Below are 16470 nucleotides of genomic sequence, written 5' to 3' on the forward strand. Positions count from 1 at the left end.
GCGCGTCGGGGTCGGACAGTCTGGGGCCACGCTCCAGACTGCCAGGCCCGCAAGAGTACTTTCGCAGGCGAGGCGCTGGAGGATCTGTGGATCTGAAGTTGGATCACCGCACCGAAGATCGACTCACCATCGTGGAGGTCGAGGGTGAGATCGATGTCTACACGGCGCCGAGATTGCGTGAGCTTCTCATCGACCTGGTCAACAAGGGCAACTTCCACCTTCTTGTGAACATGGAGAAGGTCGACTTCCTCGACTCCACGGGCCTCGGGGTCCTGGTCGGGGGGCTCAAGCGGGTTCGCGCGCACGACGGCTCCCTGGAGCTGGTCTGCACGCAGGAGCGCATTCTCAAGATCTTCCGGATCACCGGTCTGACCAAGGTCTTCGGGATCTACGCTTCGGTCGACGAGGCCAAGGAAGCTCACGGCAAAGACAAGTAGCATGGCTACCGTCGAGCTGACGTTCAGCGCCCTTCCCGCACATGTGCGGACCGCCCGGCTGGTCGCCACGGCGATCGCCCGGCGCACCGGTGTGGAGGAATCCCTGCTGGACGAAGTCAGGCTCGCTGTGGGGGAGGCGTGTTCCCGGGCAGTCGAGGCGCATCGAGCGCACTGTCCGGGCGAGCCCATCCGCATCGAGCTACGTGACGACTCCGGGCGGTTCGAGGTCACGGTCAGTGACTCGGCCCCCAGCGATGACATCAAGCAGGAACAGCCCCTCGACCTCGGCATGCTCTCCGACTCCTTCATGTCGAACTTCGGCATCGCGGTCATCGAGGGTCTGGCTGATGACGTCGAGGTGTTCCCCAGCCCCAAGGGGACGAACATCCGGATGAGCTGGCCGGCGGCCGTCGGCGTTTGATGGCGGCGTCTGAGCACGACGTCTGATGGCGGTGTGCGATCGGCCGGGTCGGTTTGGGTCGGTTTGGTTCGGTCGGGCCAGGCGGGTGTCAGGTCGTTCGGCCGTTCGGGCTTCTCGGGCGGTTTCGGGTGGCCTGGTGGGGTTTCCTTGGTGTTCCACGGCCCCGTCGGTGTTCCACGGCCCCGTCTCACGTGGCCGGTGTCGTTGAGGGGGCTGAGCTGGCATGGCTTGCGGAGACGCTCGTACGGGGGCGAGGGGATGCATACGGGTGGGCCAGCCGCGAAGGACGCGGGCAGTTCCTGTGCGGCCGGCCGTGAGCCCCTCATGACGTCTGGAACTCGGACGCGTTCTCCTTGGTCGCCACCTTCACCGGCACCGCCACCGTCTTCTCGACGGTCTCGCCCTTGGCGAGCTTGACGGCCGCGTCCACCGCCTCCTGACCCAGCAGGCGGGGTTGCTGGGCGATGGTGGCGGCCATCGTGCCGGCCTGGACCGCGGCTATGCCGTCCGGGGTGCCGTCGAAGCCGATCACCTTGACCTGCTGCCCGGCCCTCGCGCCGAGCGCCTTGATCGCGCCCAGGGCCATCTCGTCGTTCTCCGCGAAGACGCCCGTCACGTCGGGGTGTGACTGGATGAGGTTGGTCATCACGTCCAGGCCCTTGGTGCGATCGAAGTCGGCCGGTTGCTTGGCCACGATCTTGATCCCGGGGTAGGCGGCGATGCCTTCGGTGAAGCCCTGGCCTCGGTCGCGGGAGGCGGAGGTGCCGGGGGTGCCCTGGAGGACGACCACGGTGCCCTTCTCGCCGAGTTGCTTGGCCAGCTCCTGCGCGGCCAGCTTTCCGCCCGCCACGTTGTCGGAGGCGACGGTCTGCGCCACCTCGGCTCCGTTGACGCCTCGGTCGGCGGCCACCACCGGGATGCGCACGCGTTCGGCCGCCTTGACCGCCGGTGCGGCGGCGTCGGAGTCGACCGGGTTGATGATGACCGCCTTCATGTTCTGGCTGGTGAAGTTCTGGACCTGGTTGACCTGCTGCGAGGCGTCGTTCTGGGCGTCGGTGACGGTCAGCGTGGCCCCGAGCTTCTTGGCCTGGGCCTGGGCGCCGTCGCGGAGCTGGACGAAGTACGGGTTGTTCAGCGTCGACACCGACATGCCGATCTTGATGTCGCCCGCGCCTGCACCCGGGGAGGCGGTGGAGCCGTCCCCGCCCCCGGAGGTCCCGCAAGCCGCCAGTCCAAGGCACAGGCATAGGGAGAACATGGTCAGGCGGAGTGCGCCTGGAGACGTTCCGGGTAGTGCGCCCTGAGGTGGCGCGGGCCTGTGGCGCGCGGGTTGCTGCCGGGGTACGGCCAGGTCAGGTGCGGGTTGATGGCGGGCCGGCTGGCTGGGCTTGGGTGGGTTTGGTATGGGAAAACGCATGGTTTCGCTCCTAAGTGGTGGTCCTGCGGCGGAGAGTGTCGACGAGGACCGCGAGTGCGATGACGACGCCGATCACGACCTGCTGCCAGAACGCGGACACCGACAGCAGGTTCAGGCCGTTGCGCAGGACGGCCAGGATGAGTGCGCCGACGAACGTGCCCAGCGCCCGGCCCTTCCCGCCGGACAGGCTCGCTCCGCCGATCACCACGGCGGCGATGGCGTCGAGTTCGTAGCCGGCCGCCGCCTGGGGTTGTGCCGAGGCCAGGCGGCTGGCCAGGACGATCCCGGCCACTGCGGCAAAGCCCCCGGACAGCGCGTACGTGATGAGCTGCTGCCGGTCCACCTTGATGCCCGACAGCCTGGCGGCCTCGGCGTTGCCGCCGATGGCGTACATGGCGCGGCCGGGGTAGGTCCGGTTGAGGATCACGGCCGTGACCACGCCCATGATCACCATGACGATGACGGGGATCGGCAGGTAGAGGCCGATGGTGTCACCCAGGTGGGAGACGGCCTCGGGCATCGCGATCGGGCTGCCCTGCGAGACGACCAGGGCCAGGCCGCGGGCGATGCCGAGCATGGCCAGCGTGGCGATGAACGGCGGCAGTTTCCCGTACGCGATCAGTGCCGCGTTGACGAGGCCGCACACGACGCCCACGGCCAGCGAGATCACGGTGGCCAGCGGCCACGGCACCCCGGCGGTGGTGGCGGTCCAGGCCAGCGTGATCGCCGACAGTGCCGCCACCGAGCCGACGGACAGGTCGATGCCGCCGGTGACGATCACGAACGTGGACCCGAACGCCAGGATCGCGGTGACGGCGGCCTGGACGCCCACGTTGAGCAGGTTCGTCACGCTGAGGAAGTCGGACGACAGCAGCGACAGCGCCACGACCAGCACGACGAGCGCCGCCAGCGCGCCGTTCTCGGCCAGCCAGGCGGCGGCCGGTGACCGGCGCGCGAGCACGTCAGCGGACATGGGGAGTCTCCATCGGCTGCACGTCAGTGGGCATGGGAATCCTCCGTCGTGGCCAGGTCAACGGGCTCGGGACCTCTCCATCGCGGGCATGAAAATCCTTCGTCGCGAGCAGGTCAGCGGGCACGGGATCCCTCCACCTCCGTGACGGCCAGGGCCATCACGTCGTCCTGGGTGGCCTCGGTCGCGCGCAACTCGCCGACCAGCCGTCCCCGTGCCATGACCAGGATCCGGTCACTCATCCCGAGCACCTCCGGCAGGTCGCTGGAGATCATCAGCACCGCGTGCCCCGAGTCGGTGAGGGCGTTGACGAGCTGGTAGATCTCGACCTTGGCCCCGACGTCGATGCCCCTGGTCGGTTCGTCGAGGATGAGCACGTGCGCGTCGGCCACCAGCCACTTGCCGATGACCACCTTCTGCTGGTTGCCGCCGGACAGGGTGCGTACCTCCTGGTCGAGCCCCGTCATGCGGATGCCGAGCCGCTCGGCCACCTGGGCGGCGGCCGTGCGCAGCCGGGTGCGGTCCACGAAGCCGGCGCGGGTGGCGTCGCGCATGGTGACCAGGCCGAGGTTCTCGCCGATGCCGGCGCCCAGCACGAGGCCCTGGCCCTTGCGGTCCTCGGGCACCAGGCCGAGCCCGGCCTCCATGGCGGCGTGCACGTCGCCGGGCGGCAGCCGTTCGCCGCGTACGACGACCTCGCCCGCGTCGTAGCGGTCGGCGCCGAAGACCGCGCGGGCCACCTCGGTGCGGCCGGCTCCGACGAGCCCCGCCACGCCCACCACCTCGCCCGCGCGCACCTCGAACGACACGTCGTCGAACGCGCCCGCGCGGGTCAGCCCCGACACCCGCAGCAGCGGCTCGCCCCGAGGGGACGGGCGGCGCGGGTACTGCTGGTCGATGGGCCGGCCGACCATGAGCCCGACCAGCTCGTCGCGGCGGGTGTTCGCCGGGACCTCGGCCACGGACCTGCCGTCGCGCAGCACGGTCACCCGGTCGCCGATCTCGGCGATCTCCTCCAGGTGGTGGGTGATGAAGACGATCGCGACGCCCTCTTCGCGCAACTGCCGCACGATGGTGAACAGCTTGGCGACCTCGCTCGTGGTGAGCACGGCGGTGGGCTCGTCCATGATCAGGATGCGGGCGTGCAGCGCGAGTGCCTTGGCGATCTCCAGCATCTGCATGCGGGCGATGCCCAGCCGGGCGACCGGGGTGCGCGGGTGCACGTCCACGCCGACCCGGTCGAGCAGCCGGGCGGCGTCGCGTTCCATGCGGGCGACGTCCACGAAGCCGAATCTGCGCGGCGGGCGGCCGAGCGCCAGGTTCTCCGCGACCGTGAGCTGCGGGACCAGGTTGAACTCCTGGTAGATGGTCGCGATGCCGAGCCGCTGGGCGTCGCCGGCCGAGTGCGGGTGCACGATGCGGCCGTCCATGCGGACCAGGCCGCCGTCGGGGCGGTAGGCGCCGGAGAGGATCTTGATGAGGGTGCTCTTGCCGGCGCCGTTCTCGCCCAGCAGAACGTGGACCTCGCCGGTACGCAGGCTCAGGTCCACGCCGTCGAGGGCGACGACGCCGGGGAAGACCTTGCGCAGGCCCTCCGCTTTGAGAATCTCCTCCCCGCTCACATAGTGTGATTATCCGTTACGGCGGGTGATGAACCATCGAGAGGTGAGCGGCCCGCGTCCGGGAGGGGTCGGGCGCGGGCCGCTTTCACCCGAGGGGGGTCAGGGCTTGCTGATGCGGACCGCGTCCGCGATGACGTAACCGGTGCCGGACGTCCACCGGCTCACGCCGACCACGTTCTGCGTGCCGGCGCTCAGCGAGAACGTGCCGATGCTGCGCCAGGCCCCGCCGCCGGAGCGCTGGTCGACGTAGACGGTCTGGTTGCCGCTCGACGTCGCCACGATGTACGGCGCCGAGCTGTTGTAGCCGGCATCGGCCGGGTACCAGACCTCGACCTGGTAGGTGCCGGCGCTGGGGATCGTGGCCGAGTACCAGGCCGGGTCGCTGGCGGCGACCGGGTCGGCGAAGCGGTAGTCGGCGCCGTGGCGCTGGCTGGAGTAGGTGGAGGTGCCCCAGTTGGCGCTGGCGGTGAACTGGCCGGAGGTGGTGTTGTCGACCGTGGTGGTCCACGAGGGGGTGCCGCCGCCACCGGTCACGTAGTTCATGTACGTGGTCCAGTTCCAGTGCGAGCCCGGGTCGGTGTGGGTCGCGCCGGGGACCTCGTTGTGGCCGATGATGCCGGTCCGGTTCTTGGGGATGCCGTACTTGTCGCACAGGGCGCGGGTCAGTGCGGCGGAGGCCCGGTACATGGCGTCGGTGAACCACGAGGCGTCGTTGACGAAGCCCTCGTGCTCGATGCCGATCGAGCGGTTGTTGTAGGAGGAGTTGCCGGCGTGCCAGGCGACGTCCTTGTCGCGCACCATCTGGGTGATGGCGCCGTTGGAGGACTTGACCACGTAGTGCGCGGAGACCTGGGCGCTCGGGTTCTGGAACCAGGAGATGGTGCCGGCGTACGAGCCCTGGGTGACGTGGATGACGACCTTGTCGATGTTGTAGCTGGTCTCCCGGTTGGAGACGCGGTAGTTGCTGGAACTGGCCGCGACCCAGGCGGCCGGCGGGTAGTCGGGGCTGGCCACGGCGGCCTGGGCGTCCACGCCGCGGGCGTTCAGGTCACGGGCCTTGGCCAGGTCGCCGCGGTCGGCGGTGACCTCCTGCGGCTTGACCCGCACGCCGCGCAGGTCGATGCCGAGGCCGAGCCCCTCGTAGACGGCGTCGGCGTACAGGCGGGCCAGCTCGGGAGAGGAGGCGTTGCCGTACGCGGCCACGGCGGAGTACCAGCGGCCGGCGTCCTTCCTCGCGGTCTCGTCGAGGCCGAGCTTGTCGGCGTGGGCGCGCAGCACGGCCGCGCCGCCGAGGATGTTGGCCGCGTCGTCGGACTTGAGCTTGTCGGCCGGGAGTCCGGTGAGGTCGGCGGCTCGTTCGAGCGAGTGGTTGGTGGGGTTGCTGACCAGGTGCATCACGCCGTAGCCGCCGCTGGCGCTGGGCTCGCCGGCGTGGCCGTCGAGGTGGGTCTCGGCGTAGGCGAGGGCGACGAGCAGGTCACGGGGTACGTCGTGCGCGGCGGCCGCCTTGTCGAACGCGGCCGGCAGTGCGGGCTCCTTCGCCTGCGACCAGGCGGGCTGGCCTGCGGCGATGAGGATGACGGCGAGGATCGAGGTGGCGAGGGCTGCTAATCGCGTGCGGGCGAGAGTCATTGGGGTGCTCCTCGTTCACAGGTGACGGGTGCAACTTACGGCAGCTTCTGACTTATGTCGATAATTGACATTAACTCGGAGTTAGGTGAAACTTTTCGCCCAGTCATGCGGCGCCCGAGATTGGGCCCCCGCGAAACTGCTGAAAACTATTGCGCTCGCCGACGAATGCGCTGAAACTTCCCTTCGTGACCGCGCTCCTGCGTACCCTCATGGCGGCGCTCACCGCCGCCGCACTCGTCAGCATCGTGGCCCCATCCCAGACGACCCCCGCCGCCGCGACGACCGCCGCCTGCGCCGTCGATCCCGCCACCCCGAAGCGCCAGCTCAGAGCCATGTGGATCTCCTCGGTGGCCAACATCGACTGGCCCAGCCGCACCGGGCTGAGCGTGTCGGCGCAGCAGGCCGAGTTCCGCGCCTGGCTCGACCTGGCCGTGGCCAAGCGCATGAACGCCGTGGTCGTGCAGGTCAGGCCGACGGCCGACGCGTTCTGGCCCTCGTCGTACGAGCCGTGGTCGCAGTGGCTGACCGGCACCCAGGGCGGCAACCCGGGCTACGACCCGCTGGCCTTCATGGTCGCCGAGGCCCACGCCAGAGACCTGGAGTTTCACGCCTGGTTCAACCCGTACCGGATCGCCAACCACGACGACCCGTCCCGGCTGATCTCCAGCCATCCCGCGCGGCGCAACCCCGGCTGGCGTTTCGCCTACGACGGCAAGCTCTACTACAACCCGGGCATCCCGGAGGTCCGCGACTTCATCGAGGACGCGATCATGGACGCCGTCTCCAAGTACGACGTGGACGGCGTGCACCTCGACGACTACTTCTACCCCTATCCGGCGAGCGGCCAGACCATCCCCGACGCGGCGGCGTACGCGCAGTACGGCGGCGCGTTCTCCAACGTCGCCGACTGGCGGCGCGAGAACGTCAACCTGCTGATCCGCGAGCTCGACCAGCGCATCCACGCGGCCAAGGCGCACGTGTCCTTCGGCATCAGCCCGTTCGGCATCTGGCGCAACAGCGGCACCGACCCGCTCGGCTCGCGTACGTCGGGGCTGCAGTCGTACGACGCGATCTACGCCGACAGCAGGAAATGGGTCAAGCAGGGCTGGGTGGACTACCTCGCGCCGCAGATCTACTGGCACATGGGCTTCGCCACCGCCCCCTACGAGGTGCTCACCGCCTGGTGGTCCGACGTCGTCCGGGGCACGGGCGTGCAGCTCGTCGTCGGGCAGGCCGCCTACCGCGCCGGCGCCTCCGGGCAGGACGTCGCCTGGCAGGACCCGGCCGAGCTGAGCGACCACCTGACCGACAACCGGCAGCATCCCGAGGTCGCCGGCGATATCTTCTTCAGCGCCAAGGACGTCAGGGCCGACCGGATCGGCGCGTTCACCAGGGTCGTCAACGCCCACTACACCAGGCCCGCGCTGCTGCCGGCCCGCGGCACGGCCGCCGCCCCCGCCGCGCCGTCGATCACCTCGGCCACGCGGGGCTCGAACGGCGTCCAGCTCGCCTGGACGGGGTCGGCCACGTCGTACGCGGTCTACCGGGTGGACGGCAGCCCGTCGGCCGCGGACCCCTGCTTCTTCGCCGACGCCCGCAACCTGGTCGGGACCACCCGGCAGAAGACGCTCACCGACACCGGCGCCGGCGGATCGGCCTACACCTACTACGTGGCCGCGCTCAACCGCACCCACCAGGAGAGCGCGCCCAGCTCGGGCCGGGCCGTCGGCCAGGGCGGCGGCGGCGCGTTCAGCGTGGTGATCGACAACGCCGGGCCCGGGTTCGCCGCCGGCTCGGCCTGGGGCACCTCCGCCTACTCCCCGCAGCTCCACGGCGCCGACTACCGCTTCGCGGAACCGGTCGCGGCCAGCGATCCGGCCTGGTTCAGCACGGCCGTGCCGAGCACCGGCGACTACCGGGTGGAGGTGTGGCATCCGGCCGATCCCGGCTACAACAGCGCGACGCCGTACATCGTCGCGGCCTCCGGTGGGAATCGGACGGTGACCGTCGACCAGCGCACGGGGGGCGGCGCGTGGCGCGGCCTCGGCACGTACCGGCTGGACGCGGGGACGTACAACGTGGTCGGGGTGAGCCGCTGGACCTCCACGACCGGGTACGTCATCGCGGACGCCGTCCGGATCACCCGGCTCTGACCGGCTACGAAAGTAGGGGTGGGCACGTACGGCGGGTGATCGTACGATGAGGCCGTGGACGGTGCCCGCCCGCGGCCGATCGACGCGGTCGCGGTCCTGGCCGCGGCGGGTCTGACGCCGGTGGCCGGCTATTCGGGCACGGGGCTGGTGCTTCTGCTGGCAGGGGCGCTGCCGGTGTTCTGGATGCGCCGGGCGCCTCTGGTCGTGGCCTGGATCGCCGCCGGCACCGCGGTCGCCGTGCCCGCCCTGTCGTTGCTCGCGCCGTCCGTCGTGCCCCTTCCGTCGCAGGACGCGCTGATCTGGCCGCCCCTGGGGCCGTTCGCCGCGTACGCCGCGATGGCGTACGCGCGCGACAGCCGCCCGCTCTGCCGCCGGCTGCCGGTGTTCGTGCTGGTCCTCGGCGTCCTGACCCTGCCCGACCGGTTCGGGCTCGTCGCCAGGTCCGAGGCGGTGATCGCGCTCGCCGTCCTGTACGGCCTGTACGTCTCCGTCAGGGAACGCCTGCGTGCCGAGCTGGCCGAACGCGAACAACGGATCGAACGCGAGCGCCTGGCCGGCCAGCTGCACGACGTCGTCACCCACCGGGTCGGCCGCATCGTGCTGGAGGCCGGCACGCTGGCACTGGCGGCCGGCGACGAACGCGCCAGGGCGGCGGCCGAGGACATCCGCACGACCGGCTGCGAGACGCTGGAGGAGTTGCGACACATGACCGCCCTGTTGCGGCGGGGTACCGGGGAGGGCTTCGACCTGGGGCTGCCGCTGCCGGACCTGCGGCCCCTGGTGATCGACTCGGCGCAGGCGGGGGTGCCCGTCGAGCTGTCGGTCGAGGGCACACCCGTGCCGGTGCCCGGGCCGGTGGGGCGCAGCGCGTACCTGGTGGTCGAGGCGGCCCTGGCCAACGTGCGCGAGCACGCGCCGGGGGCGGACGTGCGGGTACGCGTCCGCTACCCGCCCGGCTACGTGCGGATCGGCGTGCGCAGCTCCGCCGGGCGGCCCGGCGCCTGGGTCGGCGTCGCCGGGCCTGGGCCGAGCCTGCTCGACCTGCGGCGGCGGGTGGAGGTGGCCGGGGGGACGCTGGAGAGCGGGCCGCTGGAGGACGGCGGCTTCCACGTCGAGGCCACCTTCCCGGCCGCCTGAACCGGCGCGGCGCCGCCGGCCGCCGGAGCCCGCGGCGACCCCTCCCGCCTGAGCCCACGACGCCCCTCCCCGCCTGAGCCCGGGCGGGCATCCCCTCCCGGCTGCCCGAGCCCGCGACGCCCCCTCCCGGCTGCCCGAGCGCGCGGGTTCAGGATCCGTAAATCACCGACAGGAAGCGCACCAGCACCGCCTCCCGCGAGGCGGGCGGCAGCGCGTCCAGCACCGCGTTGACCATCGCCATCTCCGGTTGCCCCGCCCCCGGCCGCAGGTCCACCCCGACAGAGGCGCTCAGCTCGGCGAACGACGCGTCGTCGATGGCGTCCAGGTCCAGCCCCGCCACCAGCTCGACCAGCCCCTCGGGCAGCACGACGGGACCGCGTTCCCTGGCCGCATCGGCCGACTCGGCGATCACCTTGAGCATGGCCTCCACCCCGGAGAGCGTGACCCCGGTGACCGTGATGTGCAGGTTCGCGGGGATGCCGGCGTACGAGAGCTGCGGCTGCAGGAACCAGCCGCGCGCCCGCGCCTCGTCGGCCAGCACGAACACGTCGATGTCGTCACCCGCGAAGGCCACCAGCGACGACTCGGGCTCGCCGAGCACCCGCAGCCCCGGGACGGCGGCCAGGCCGGCGCGCAGCCTGGCCGTCGCCTCCAGCGTGGCCCGGCCCAACTCCACGTACCCCTCCCGGCCCAGCGCCTGAAGGGTGGCCCAGGCGCCGCCGAGCGGGCCCGCCGACCGTGAGCTCTGCACGGTCGCGTTGATGATCGTGTACCCGGGCCAGGCGGCCGAGGCGAAATACGCCCGCCGCCGCATCGCCGGATCGGCGAACAGCAGGACCGAGGCACCCTTGGGCGCGTAGCCGAACTTGTGCAGGTCGCAGGAGATCGAGGTCACCCCGGGCACCGACAGATCGAACGGCGGCACCGGCGCACCCGCCTCGCGTAACCACGGCAGCAGCCAGCCGCCCACGCACGCGTCCACATGGAACGGCACCCCCGCCGCCGACGCCACGGCGGCCACCTCCTCGATCGGGTCGATGACGCCCTGCGGGTAGGAGGGCGCGGAGGCGACGACGAGGACGGTGTCCGGGGTGATCGCCGCCTCGACGTCGCGGGCGCGCACCTTGTACGTCGAAAGGTCCACCGGCAGGGCGACGACCTCGACCCCGAGGTAGTGCGCCGCCTTGTGGAAGGCCGGATGGGCGGTGACCGGCAGGATGAGGTTGGGGCGGTCCCGTCCGGCCAGGTCGCGGGCCGCCTTGACGGCCAGCATGATCGACTCGGTGCCGCCGCTGGTGAAGACGCCGTGGCCGCCGCCGAGCAGGTCCGACACCGCGCCCACGACCTGCCGCTCCATGTCCACCACGCTGGGGAACGCGGTCGGGTCGAGGCAGTTGACCTCCAGCATCTCCAGGTAGGCCCGGGTGGCGGCGTCGTTCACCTCGGACCGCCCGGTGTCGTAGACGTAGGCGGTCACCTGACCGCCGCGTACGGGCAGGTCGTGCTCCTTGAGCCGGGCGACCTCAGCCAGCAGGTCTTCCGTGGTCCTTCCGGCCGGGGGCAGGTTCACGCGGCCTCCTTCGTTCTCGTGGGGGTGAGCCTTCCGTACCTGACGACGAACGGCAGGCTGATCAGCATGAGCAGGGCGGGCAGCGCGGTGAAGCCCAGCAGGAGCCCGGTCAGCGCGCCGGGCGACTGCGCGACCGGCCCGCCTGCCGCTGCTGAGGTGAAGCCCGACAGGGTCAGCACCAGCGCGAACAGCCCGGGTCCGAGCGCCAGCCCCGCCGTCTCGCCCGCCGTCCACAGGCCGGTGAACGCGCCGGACTGCGCGTGTCCCGTACGGGCGGCGTCGGCGTGCACGGTGTCGGGCAGCAGCGACAGCGGCAGCAGTTGCAGCGCCGCGTAGCAGACCCCGGCCAGGGCGGTCAGCGTCAGCGTGGCCACCAGGGCGCCCGAGGCGATGGCCGGGATCAGCGCGAGCGCGACGCCGCAGAAGCCGGCGGAGGCGGCCAGGTAGCAGCGCACCGGCCCGTGCACGCGGGCCAGCCAGGCCCAGCCGGGCACGGCGAGCATGCTCGGCCCGACGAGGCAGACGAACATCACCGACGTCAGCCCGTAGTCCCCCAGCCGGTACGACGCCACGTACGGCGCGCCCGCCAGCATCACCGCCACGGCCAGCGCCTGCGCCACGAACGCCGCCAGCAGCACGAAGAACGGCCGGTTGCCCCTCGCCAGCCGGAAGGCCGCCACGGGACCGAGCTGCCTGGGCCCCGGCCTCGACGGCACCCAGCGGGTGGCCAGCGTCGCACCGGCCAGCGCCGCCGCCATGATCGCGCCGATCGTCACGCCCATCACGGCGTATCCGGCCCGGCCGCCCCCGGCCAGATCGACCACGGCCGGGGCCAGGCCGCCGGCCACGAGGATGCCGACCGTCAGGCACACCACCCGCCAGGACATGATCCTCGTCCGCTCGCCCGGGTCGGGGGACATCTCAGCCGGAAGCGCCACGTACGGGACCTGGAAGCAGGCGAAGGCCGTGGCCGCCAGCAGGAACGCCGCCCCGGCCCAGACCGCCCCCGGCACGTCGCCCGGCACCGCGAACATCAGCGCGAACGTCACCGGCAGCGCGACTGCGCCGATGGTCAGCAGGCGGGTCCTGTGGCCGGTGCGGACGGCCTCGCGGTCGCTGGCGGCGCCGATCAGGGGGTTCAGCAGCACGTCCCAGATCTTGGGCGCCACCAGCACGGCGCCCGCCACGGCGGCGGGGACGCCGAGCAGGTCGGTCAGGTAGTAGAGGAGCAGGAGGCCGGGGACCGCCGAGAACACGCCGGTCCCGACGGAGCCGACGCCGTAACCGAACAGCCGGCCTCGCCCCAGTTGGGTCACCTGGGGTCGCCGGGGAGGCCGAGGGTGCGGTGGAGGCTGGTGTGCAGGTGGGCGCGGAAGCGGCGCAGTGCGGCCCGGTCGCCGGCGCCTCTGCGCCGCCCCTCCGCGTCCAGCACTCCGCCCTTGGCGAAACCGTGCACGGACCAGATCACCGTCCACACGGTGTACTCCAGGTCGATCTCGCCGGAGATCAGCCCGGACTCGACCGCCGGCCGCAGCGCGCCGGTCACCGTGGCGAGCAGCGGCTGCACGTACTGGCGCTCCAGCTCGGTGATGTCACTGGCGTCGGAGAGCCAGCGGTGCATCCACAGGGCGGGCACCTCGGGGTTGTCCACGCAGAAGTCGAGATAGTCGTCGGCCAGACGGTGGATGGCGGCGACCGGGTCGGCGCCGGGCAGCCGGGTGAGCGCGGTCTCCAGCGCCGCCTTCTCCGCCTGGTGGGCGCGCTCCATGACGGCCAGGTACAGCTCGCGCTTGCCGCCCACGTGGTAGTTGACGGTGGCGATGTTCAGCCCGGCGGCCTCGGCGATCTGCCGGGTGGAGGTGCCGTCGTAGCCGAGCGCCGCGAACAGGTGTGTGGCCACCTTGAGAATCAGGCCGGCCTGGGTGCTTTCGCCGGGAGTCATACCACCGAAGGTAGTTCGGCCGACCCGTCTCGGTCAATCGCTTGATGGAAGATCAGGTCAGTCCGGGGCCCAGTACTTCTCCATGATCTGATCGAGCAGCCGCACCACGGGCTGCCAGCTCGCGGGCAGCCGGTAGCGGGCGGCCCTGCGGTGGTCGTACGCGAGCGTGTACTTGATGAAGTCCGCCCCCTGCGGCGGCCGCTCGGAAGCGCCGATGCGCAGGTTACGCAGGTGGCCGTGGAGCTTGCGCCGCTCCTTGGCGGTCAGGCACTTGTCGATCGTCGGCCCCGTACGCCGGCTGAGCCGTACGCACCCGTTGCCGTAGACGATCACGCGGTCGTTCAGCCCCGCGAAGCCGCCCTGCTTGCGGAAGTCCACCAGCGCCCGCTTCGACGCGACCTCCGCCTGCGCCGGCGCCATGGACGTGCTCAGCGCCAGGAGCAGCAGGGGCAGGAGCACTATTCGCCAGATCCTCATGCTCCTACGACGTACGCCGGCCGCGAACGGCTCACCGAACGCGTCTACCTGGAGTCCCCTGGGCGTCCGAAGGTGCCCGCGACGCCCAGGGGACCCCTCGCGGCTACCCGCAGCGGGCGCCGTTGAGGTGGAACACCTCGGGGGCCGGGTTGGGGCCTGAGGTGTTCGTACCGGTGAAGCCGAAGGTCACCGACTTACCGGGCTTGATGCGGCTGTTCGCGCCGAGCCCCTTGGCCGTCACCACCGAGCCCGACTGCGACAGCGACGCGCCCCAGTCGTCACGCACCCGCTGGCCGCTCAGGAACGACCAGCGCAGGTCCCAGCCGTCCACACTGTGCCTGCCGGTGTTCTCGATCACGACCTGGGCGGTGAACGGACGCGAGCCGAACGCCGTGTAGCGGACCCGGCAGTCCGAGCGCCCGCCCTCGTCGGTGAGGAACGCGGAGACCCAGGCCAGCGGGGAGTTCCAGTTGATGGTCAGCTCGTTCGTGGACCACGACTCGATGTCGTCCACGTAGCAGAACTGCGGCGCGCAGCCCTGCAGCAGGCGCTGCGCGAGCGGGTCCTGGATGCTGGAGTTCGGGCCGCCCGACAGCGTGCCGCGCGGCGGGTTGGGCAGGGCGGGGTCGAGCTGGCGGGCGTACCAGCGGCTGTGCTGGTTCTTGGAGGCGACCTCGCCGTAGCCGGTCACGTACGACTGGTTGAGCGCGTTGCGGCCGAGCAGGTAGTCCATGCCCTCCTGTACGGCCGCGCGGTACTTCTCCTGGTCGGTCAGGTCGTACGCCGTCGCGATGACGACCAGGTTGTTCAGCACCAGGTTGTTGGAGCCCCAGTCGAAGTCGGGCGGGTCGTAGGCCAGCCCGTACGGGTGCGCCCGCTGGATCGCCAGATACTTCTCGGCCCCCTCGACCACCGACTTGCGGACCCGTGCCCGGTCCGGCAGCGCGTTCGGCACCGTCGCCAGGTCCAGGCGGCCGAGCTGGGCCGTGTTGCCCCAGTCGAAGCCGCGATCACGCCAGATGTCGCCCGTGTGGTGCGGCGAGGCCAGCACGAAGTCCTTGAACTCGCGCTCGCCCGTGGTCAGGTACAGCTCGGCCGCCGCCCAGTAGAACTCGTCGCTCACGTCGTTGTCGTTGTAGGCGCCGCCGCCGGTGCCGTCGGTCGGGTCGGCGTACCGCTCCGGGTTCGCCTTGGCCGCCGCCCACGCCTTGCGCGCCGCGGTGAGGTTCCTGGCGGCGAACGCGGCGTCGTACGGGGCGAACAGCCGGGCCGCCTGCGCCGACGTCGCGGCCAGGTTCAGCGTGGCCGCGGTGGAGGTGGGGTGCAGCTCGCGCAGTTGCGGGTCCAGGTGGGGCAGGAGCGGGAGGCCGGTCCAGTTCTGGTCGTGGATCTTGTGGTGCGCCATGCCCGCGTCCGGCTTGCCGTCCGGCACCTGCATGCTCAGCAGGAACTCCTGCTCCCAGCGGGCCTCGTCCAGGATGTCAGGGCGGCCGTTGCCGCTCTCCGGGATGTTCAGCTGGCCGTCCTTGAAGGCGGTCTTGTCACGTTCGTACGCGGCCATGAGCTGAAAGGCCGAAATCCCGCCGTTGACGACGTACTTGCCGTGGTCGCCGGCGTCGTACCAGCCGCCCTTGACGTTCAGGCTGTAGTCGCAGACGCCCGGCTGGCACGGCACGCTCACGTCACCCTGGTTCGGCGCGACGCCGACATGACCGGCCGGCCTGCCGTAGCCGGGGCGCAGGCTGTCGAGGATCTCGATGCCGCTGCGCTGGGTGTAGTAGAACTTCAGCGCGTCCGTCGGAAGCTGCGCGTACAGGTCGGCCGCGATGTCGAACGGCCTGCTCGTCTCGCCGTCCGCCGTCACCGTGTAGCCCTTGCCCGGCTTGCGGTAGGTGCCGAAGTCGAGCGTGTGCACGTTATGGCCGGAGCTGGCGTCCACGCCTCTCGGGGTGGTTCTGCCGCGGGCCACGGTGGTGCCGGCGGCGTTCTTGAGCTGCCAGTCCAGGGGCGTGGTCGCCTCGGTCACGACCGTGGCCTTCTTCGGGCCCGTGGGGAGGTAGCCGACCATGTTCACGCGTACGCGGGGGCCCGTGTCCGGTTCGTACACCTCGGGCTCCGCGCCGCCCTTGAGCGACACGTCGTCCATGCAGAACCTCCAGGGCTCGGGACTGCCTCCCAGCTGGAAGACGGCCTGGGCGTCGGGCAGCGACACGGGGGCGGTGAACGTGTAGGTGTAGGAGTTGCCCGAGACGCTCATCTCCGGCGCGGCCGCCAGATACTGCGTGTAGGGGTCCACGGGGAGCTGGATCAGCGCCCTTCCGACTCTGCCCGGGGTCGCGGTGGCGAAGAACCGGTAGGCGTACGTCTCGCCCGCCACGAGCGGGAGGTCGTTCTGGCCGATGATCACGTCCCAGGGGTTGGTGGTGCCACCGGGGATGTCGGCGCACAACCGGCCGTCGTCCACCGCGAGGGTGACGTTGCCGGTGCCCCACCAGGGGGCGGTGCCGGTGTCGAAGGTGCCGTTCACGATCTGCTCGGGTCCCTCGTCGGCGGCTTGGGCCGCTGGGGCGGGGGACAGGGCGACCATGGTGAAGAGGGCCAGTAAGGCGGCCCGGCGTCGGGTCATGGAGGTCCTTAGGGGGTGGGAGCGCTCCCAACAGGGCGACCCTGATCCTCCATTCCCTGCGCCGCC

At 71.3% G+C, this 16470-nt stretch carries 12 protein-coding genes and 1 pseudogene; 4 read left to right on the forward strand and 9 right to left on the reverse strand.

Going from position 1 to position 16470, the window contains the following annotated elements:
- Nucleotides 1–86 precede the first annotated feature (86 nt).
- Both AB0C28_RS04195 and AB0C28_RS04200 read left to right on the forward strand, forming a co-directional pair.
- A complete protein-coding gene (locus AB0C28_RS04195; protein WP_043629845.1) occupies nucleotides 87–437 on the forward strand; it encodes an STAS domain-containing protein in 351 nt (116 codons plus the stop codon).
- A gap of 1 nt (nucleotide 438) precedes the next feature.
- On the forward strand, nucleotides 439–858 hold the full coding sequence (locus AB0C28_RS04200) for an ATP-binding protein (RefSeq protein ID WP_357838730.1): 420 nt from the start codon (nucleotides 439–441) through the stop codon (nucleotides 856–858).
- A gap of 322 nt (nucleotides 859–1180) precedes the next feature.
- Here the strand turns inward: AB0C28_RS04200 and AB0C28_RS04205 are convergent, their stop codons facing one another.
- The 4 genes and pseudogenes from AB0C28_RS04205 to AB0C28_RS04220 all read right to left on the reverse strand — a co-directional run bounded on the left by AB0C28_RS04205 (nucleotide 1181) and on the right by AB0C28_RS04220 (nucleotide 6499).
- Nucleotides 1181–2008, reverse strand: a complete 828-nt coding sequence (locus AB0C28_RS04205) for a D-ribose ABC transporter substrate-binding protein (protein WP_357838728.1) — start codon at nucleotides 2006–2008, stop codon at nucleotides 1181–1183.
- A gap of 286 nt (nucleotides 2009–2294) precedes the next feature.
- A pseudogene (locus AB0C28_RS04210) lies at nucleotides 2295–3248 on the reverse strand (ABC transporter permease); the annotation flags it as partial.
- A gap of 113 nt (nucleotides 3249–3361) precedes the next feature.
- Complete coding sequence (locus tag AB0C28_RS04215; RefSeq protein ID WP_357838726.1) at nucleotides 3362–4867, reverse strand: sugar ABC transporter ATP-binding protein; 1506 nt, start codon at nucleotides 4865–4867, stop codon at nucleotides 3362–3364.
- Nucleotides 4868–4966: 99 nt separating this feature from the next.
- The gene (locus tag AB0C28_RS04220; RefSeq protein WP_357838723.1) at nucleotides 4967–6499 is read right to left on the reverse strand and encodes an N-acetylmuramoyl-L-alanine amidase; all 1533 of its coding nucleotides are present in this window, start codon (nucleotides 6497–6499) and stop codon (nucleotides 4967–4969) included.
- Nucleotides 6500–6684: 185 nt separating this feature from the next.
- On the opposite strand from AB0C28_RS04220, the gene AB0C28_RS04225 reads away from it, so the two are divergent.
- Both AB0C28_RS04225 and AB0C28_RS04230 read left to right on the forward strand, forming a co-directional pair.
- Entirely contained in the window at nucleotides 6685–8652 is a 1968-nt protein-coding gene (locus AB0C28_RS04225) for a family 10 glycosylhydrolase (protein WP_358073043.1), read from the forward strand.
- 54 nt (nucleotides 8653–8706) lie between these two features.
- A complete protein-coding gene (locus AB0C28_RS04230) occupies nucleotides 8707–9789 on the forward strand; it encodes a histidine kinase (protein ID WP_358073044.1) in 1083 nt (360 codons plus the stop codon).
- Between the two features lie 148 nt (nucleotides 9790–9937).
- Here the strand turns inward: AB0C28_RS04230 and AB0C28_RS04235 are convergent, their stop codons facing one another.
- The 5 genes from AB0C28_RS04235 to AB0C28_RS04255 all read right to left on the reverse strand — a co-directional run bounded on the left by AB0C28_RS04235 (nucleotide 9938) and on the right by AB0C28_RS04255 (nucleotide 16404).
- Nucleotides 9938–11359, reverse strand: a complete 1422-nt coding sequence (locus tag AB0C28_RS04235) for an aspartate aminotransferase family protein (RefSeq protein WP_357838713.1) — start codon at nucleotides 11357–11359, stop codon at nucleotides 9938–9940.
- Nucleotides 11356–12675 (reverse strand): MFS transporter, encoded by a 1320-nt coding sequence (locus AB0C28_RS04240; protein ID WP_357838710.1) that lies wholly within the window; start codon nucleotides 12673–12675, stop codon nucleotides 11356–11358. Before AB0C28_RS04240 ends, AB0C28_RS04235 begins: the two co-directional genes overlap by 4 nt.
- Nucleotides 12672–13301, reverse strand: coding sequence for a TetR/AcrR family transcriptional regulator (locus tag AB0C28_RS04245; RefSeq protein ID WP_358073045.1), 630 nt, complete (start codon nucleotides 13299–13301; stop codon nucleotides 12672–12674). Before AB0C28_RS04245 ends, AB0C28_RS04240 begins: the two co-directional genes overlap by 4 nt.
- Nucleotides 13302–13358: 57 nt before the next feature.
- A complete protein-coding gene (locus tag AB0C28_RS04250; RefSeq protein WP_358073046.1) occupies nucleotides 13359–13778 on the reverse strand; it encodes a hypothetical protein in 420 nt (139 codons plus the stop codon).
- Between the two features lie 103 nt (nucleotides 13779–13881).
- Nucleotides 13882–16404 carry a glycoside hydrolase family 9 protein gene (locus AB0C28_RS04255; RefSeq protein WP_358073047.1) on the reverse strand — a complete coding sequence of 841 codons (2523 nt, stop codon included), beginning with the start codon at nucleotides 16402–16404 and terminating at the stop codon, nucleotides 13882–13884.
- Nucleotides 16405–16470 lie beyond the last annotated feature (66 nt).

Origin of the sequence: Nonomuraea sp. NPDC048892 (assembly GCF_040649735.1) — a bacterium.
In the GTDB taxonomy this organism is placed as follows: Bacteria; Actinomycetota; Actinomycetes; order Streptosporangiales; family Streptosporangiaceae; genus Nonomuraea; species Nonomuraea maheshkhaliensis.

Bases quoted from the DNA above. Each gene is read 5' to 3' on its own strand.
- AB0C28_RS04220 (WP_357838723.1), bottom strand. From the start codon at position 6,499: ATGACTCTCGCCCGCACGCGATTAGCAGCCCTCGCCACCTCGATCCTC.
- AB0C28_RS04250 (WP_358073046.1), bottom strand. From the start codon at position 13,778: ATGAGGATCTGGCGAATAGTGCTCCTGCCCCTGCTGCTCCTGGCGCTG.
- AB0C28_RS04200 (WP_357838730.1), top strand. From the start codon at position 439: ATGGCTACCGTCGAGCTGACGTTCAGCGCCCTTCCCGCACATGTGCGG.
- AB0C28_RS04245 (WP_358073045.1), bottom strand. From the start codon at position 13,301: ATGACTCCCGGCGAAAGCACCCAGGCCGGCCTGATTCTCAAGGTGGCC.
- AB0C28_RS04205 (WP_357838728.1), bottom strand. From the start codon at position 2,008: ATGTCGGTGTCGACGCTGAACAACCCGTACTTCGTCCAGCTCCGCGAC.
- AB0C28_RS04255 (WP_358073047.1), bottom strand. From the start codon at position 16,404: ATGACCCGACGCCGGGCCGCCTTACTGGCCCTCTTCACCATGGTCGCC.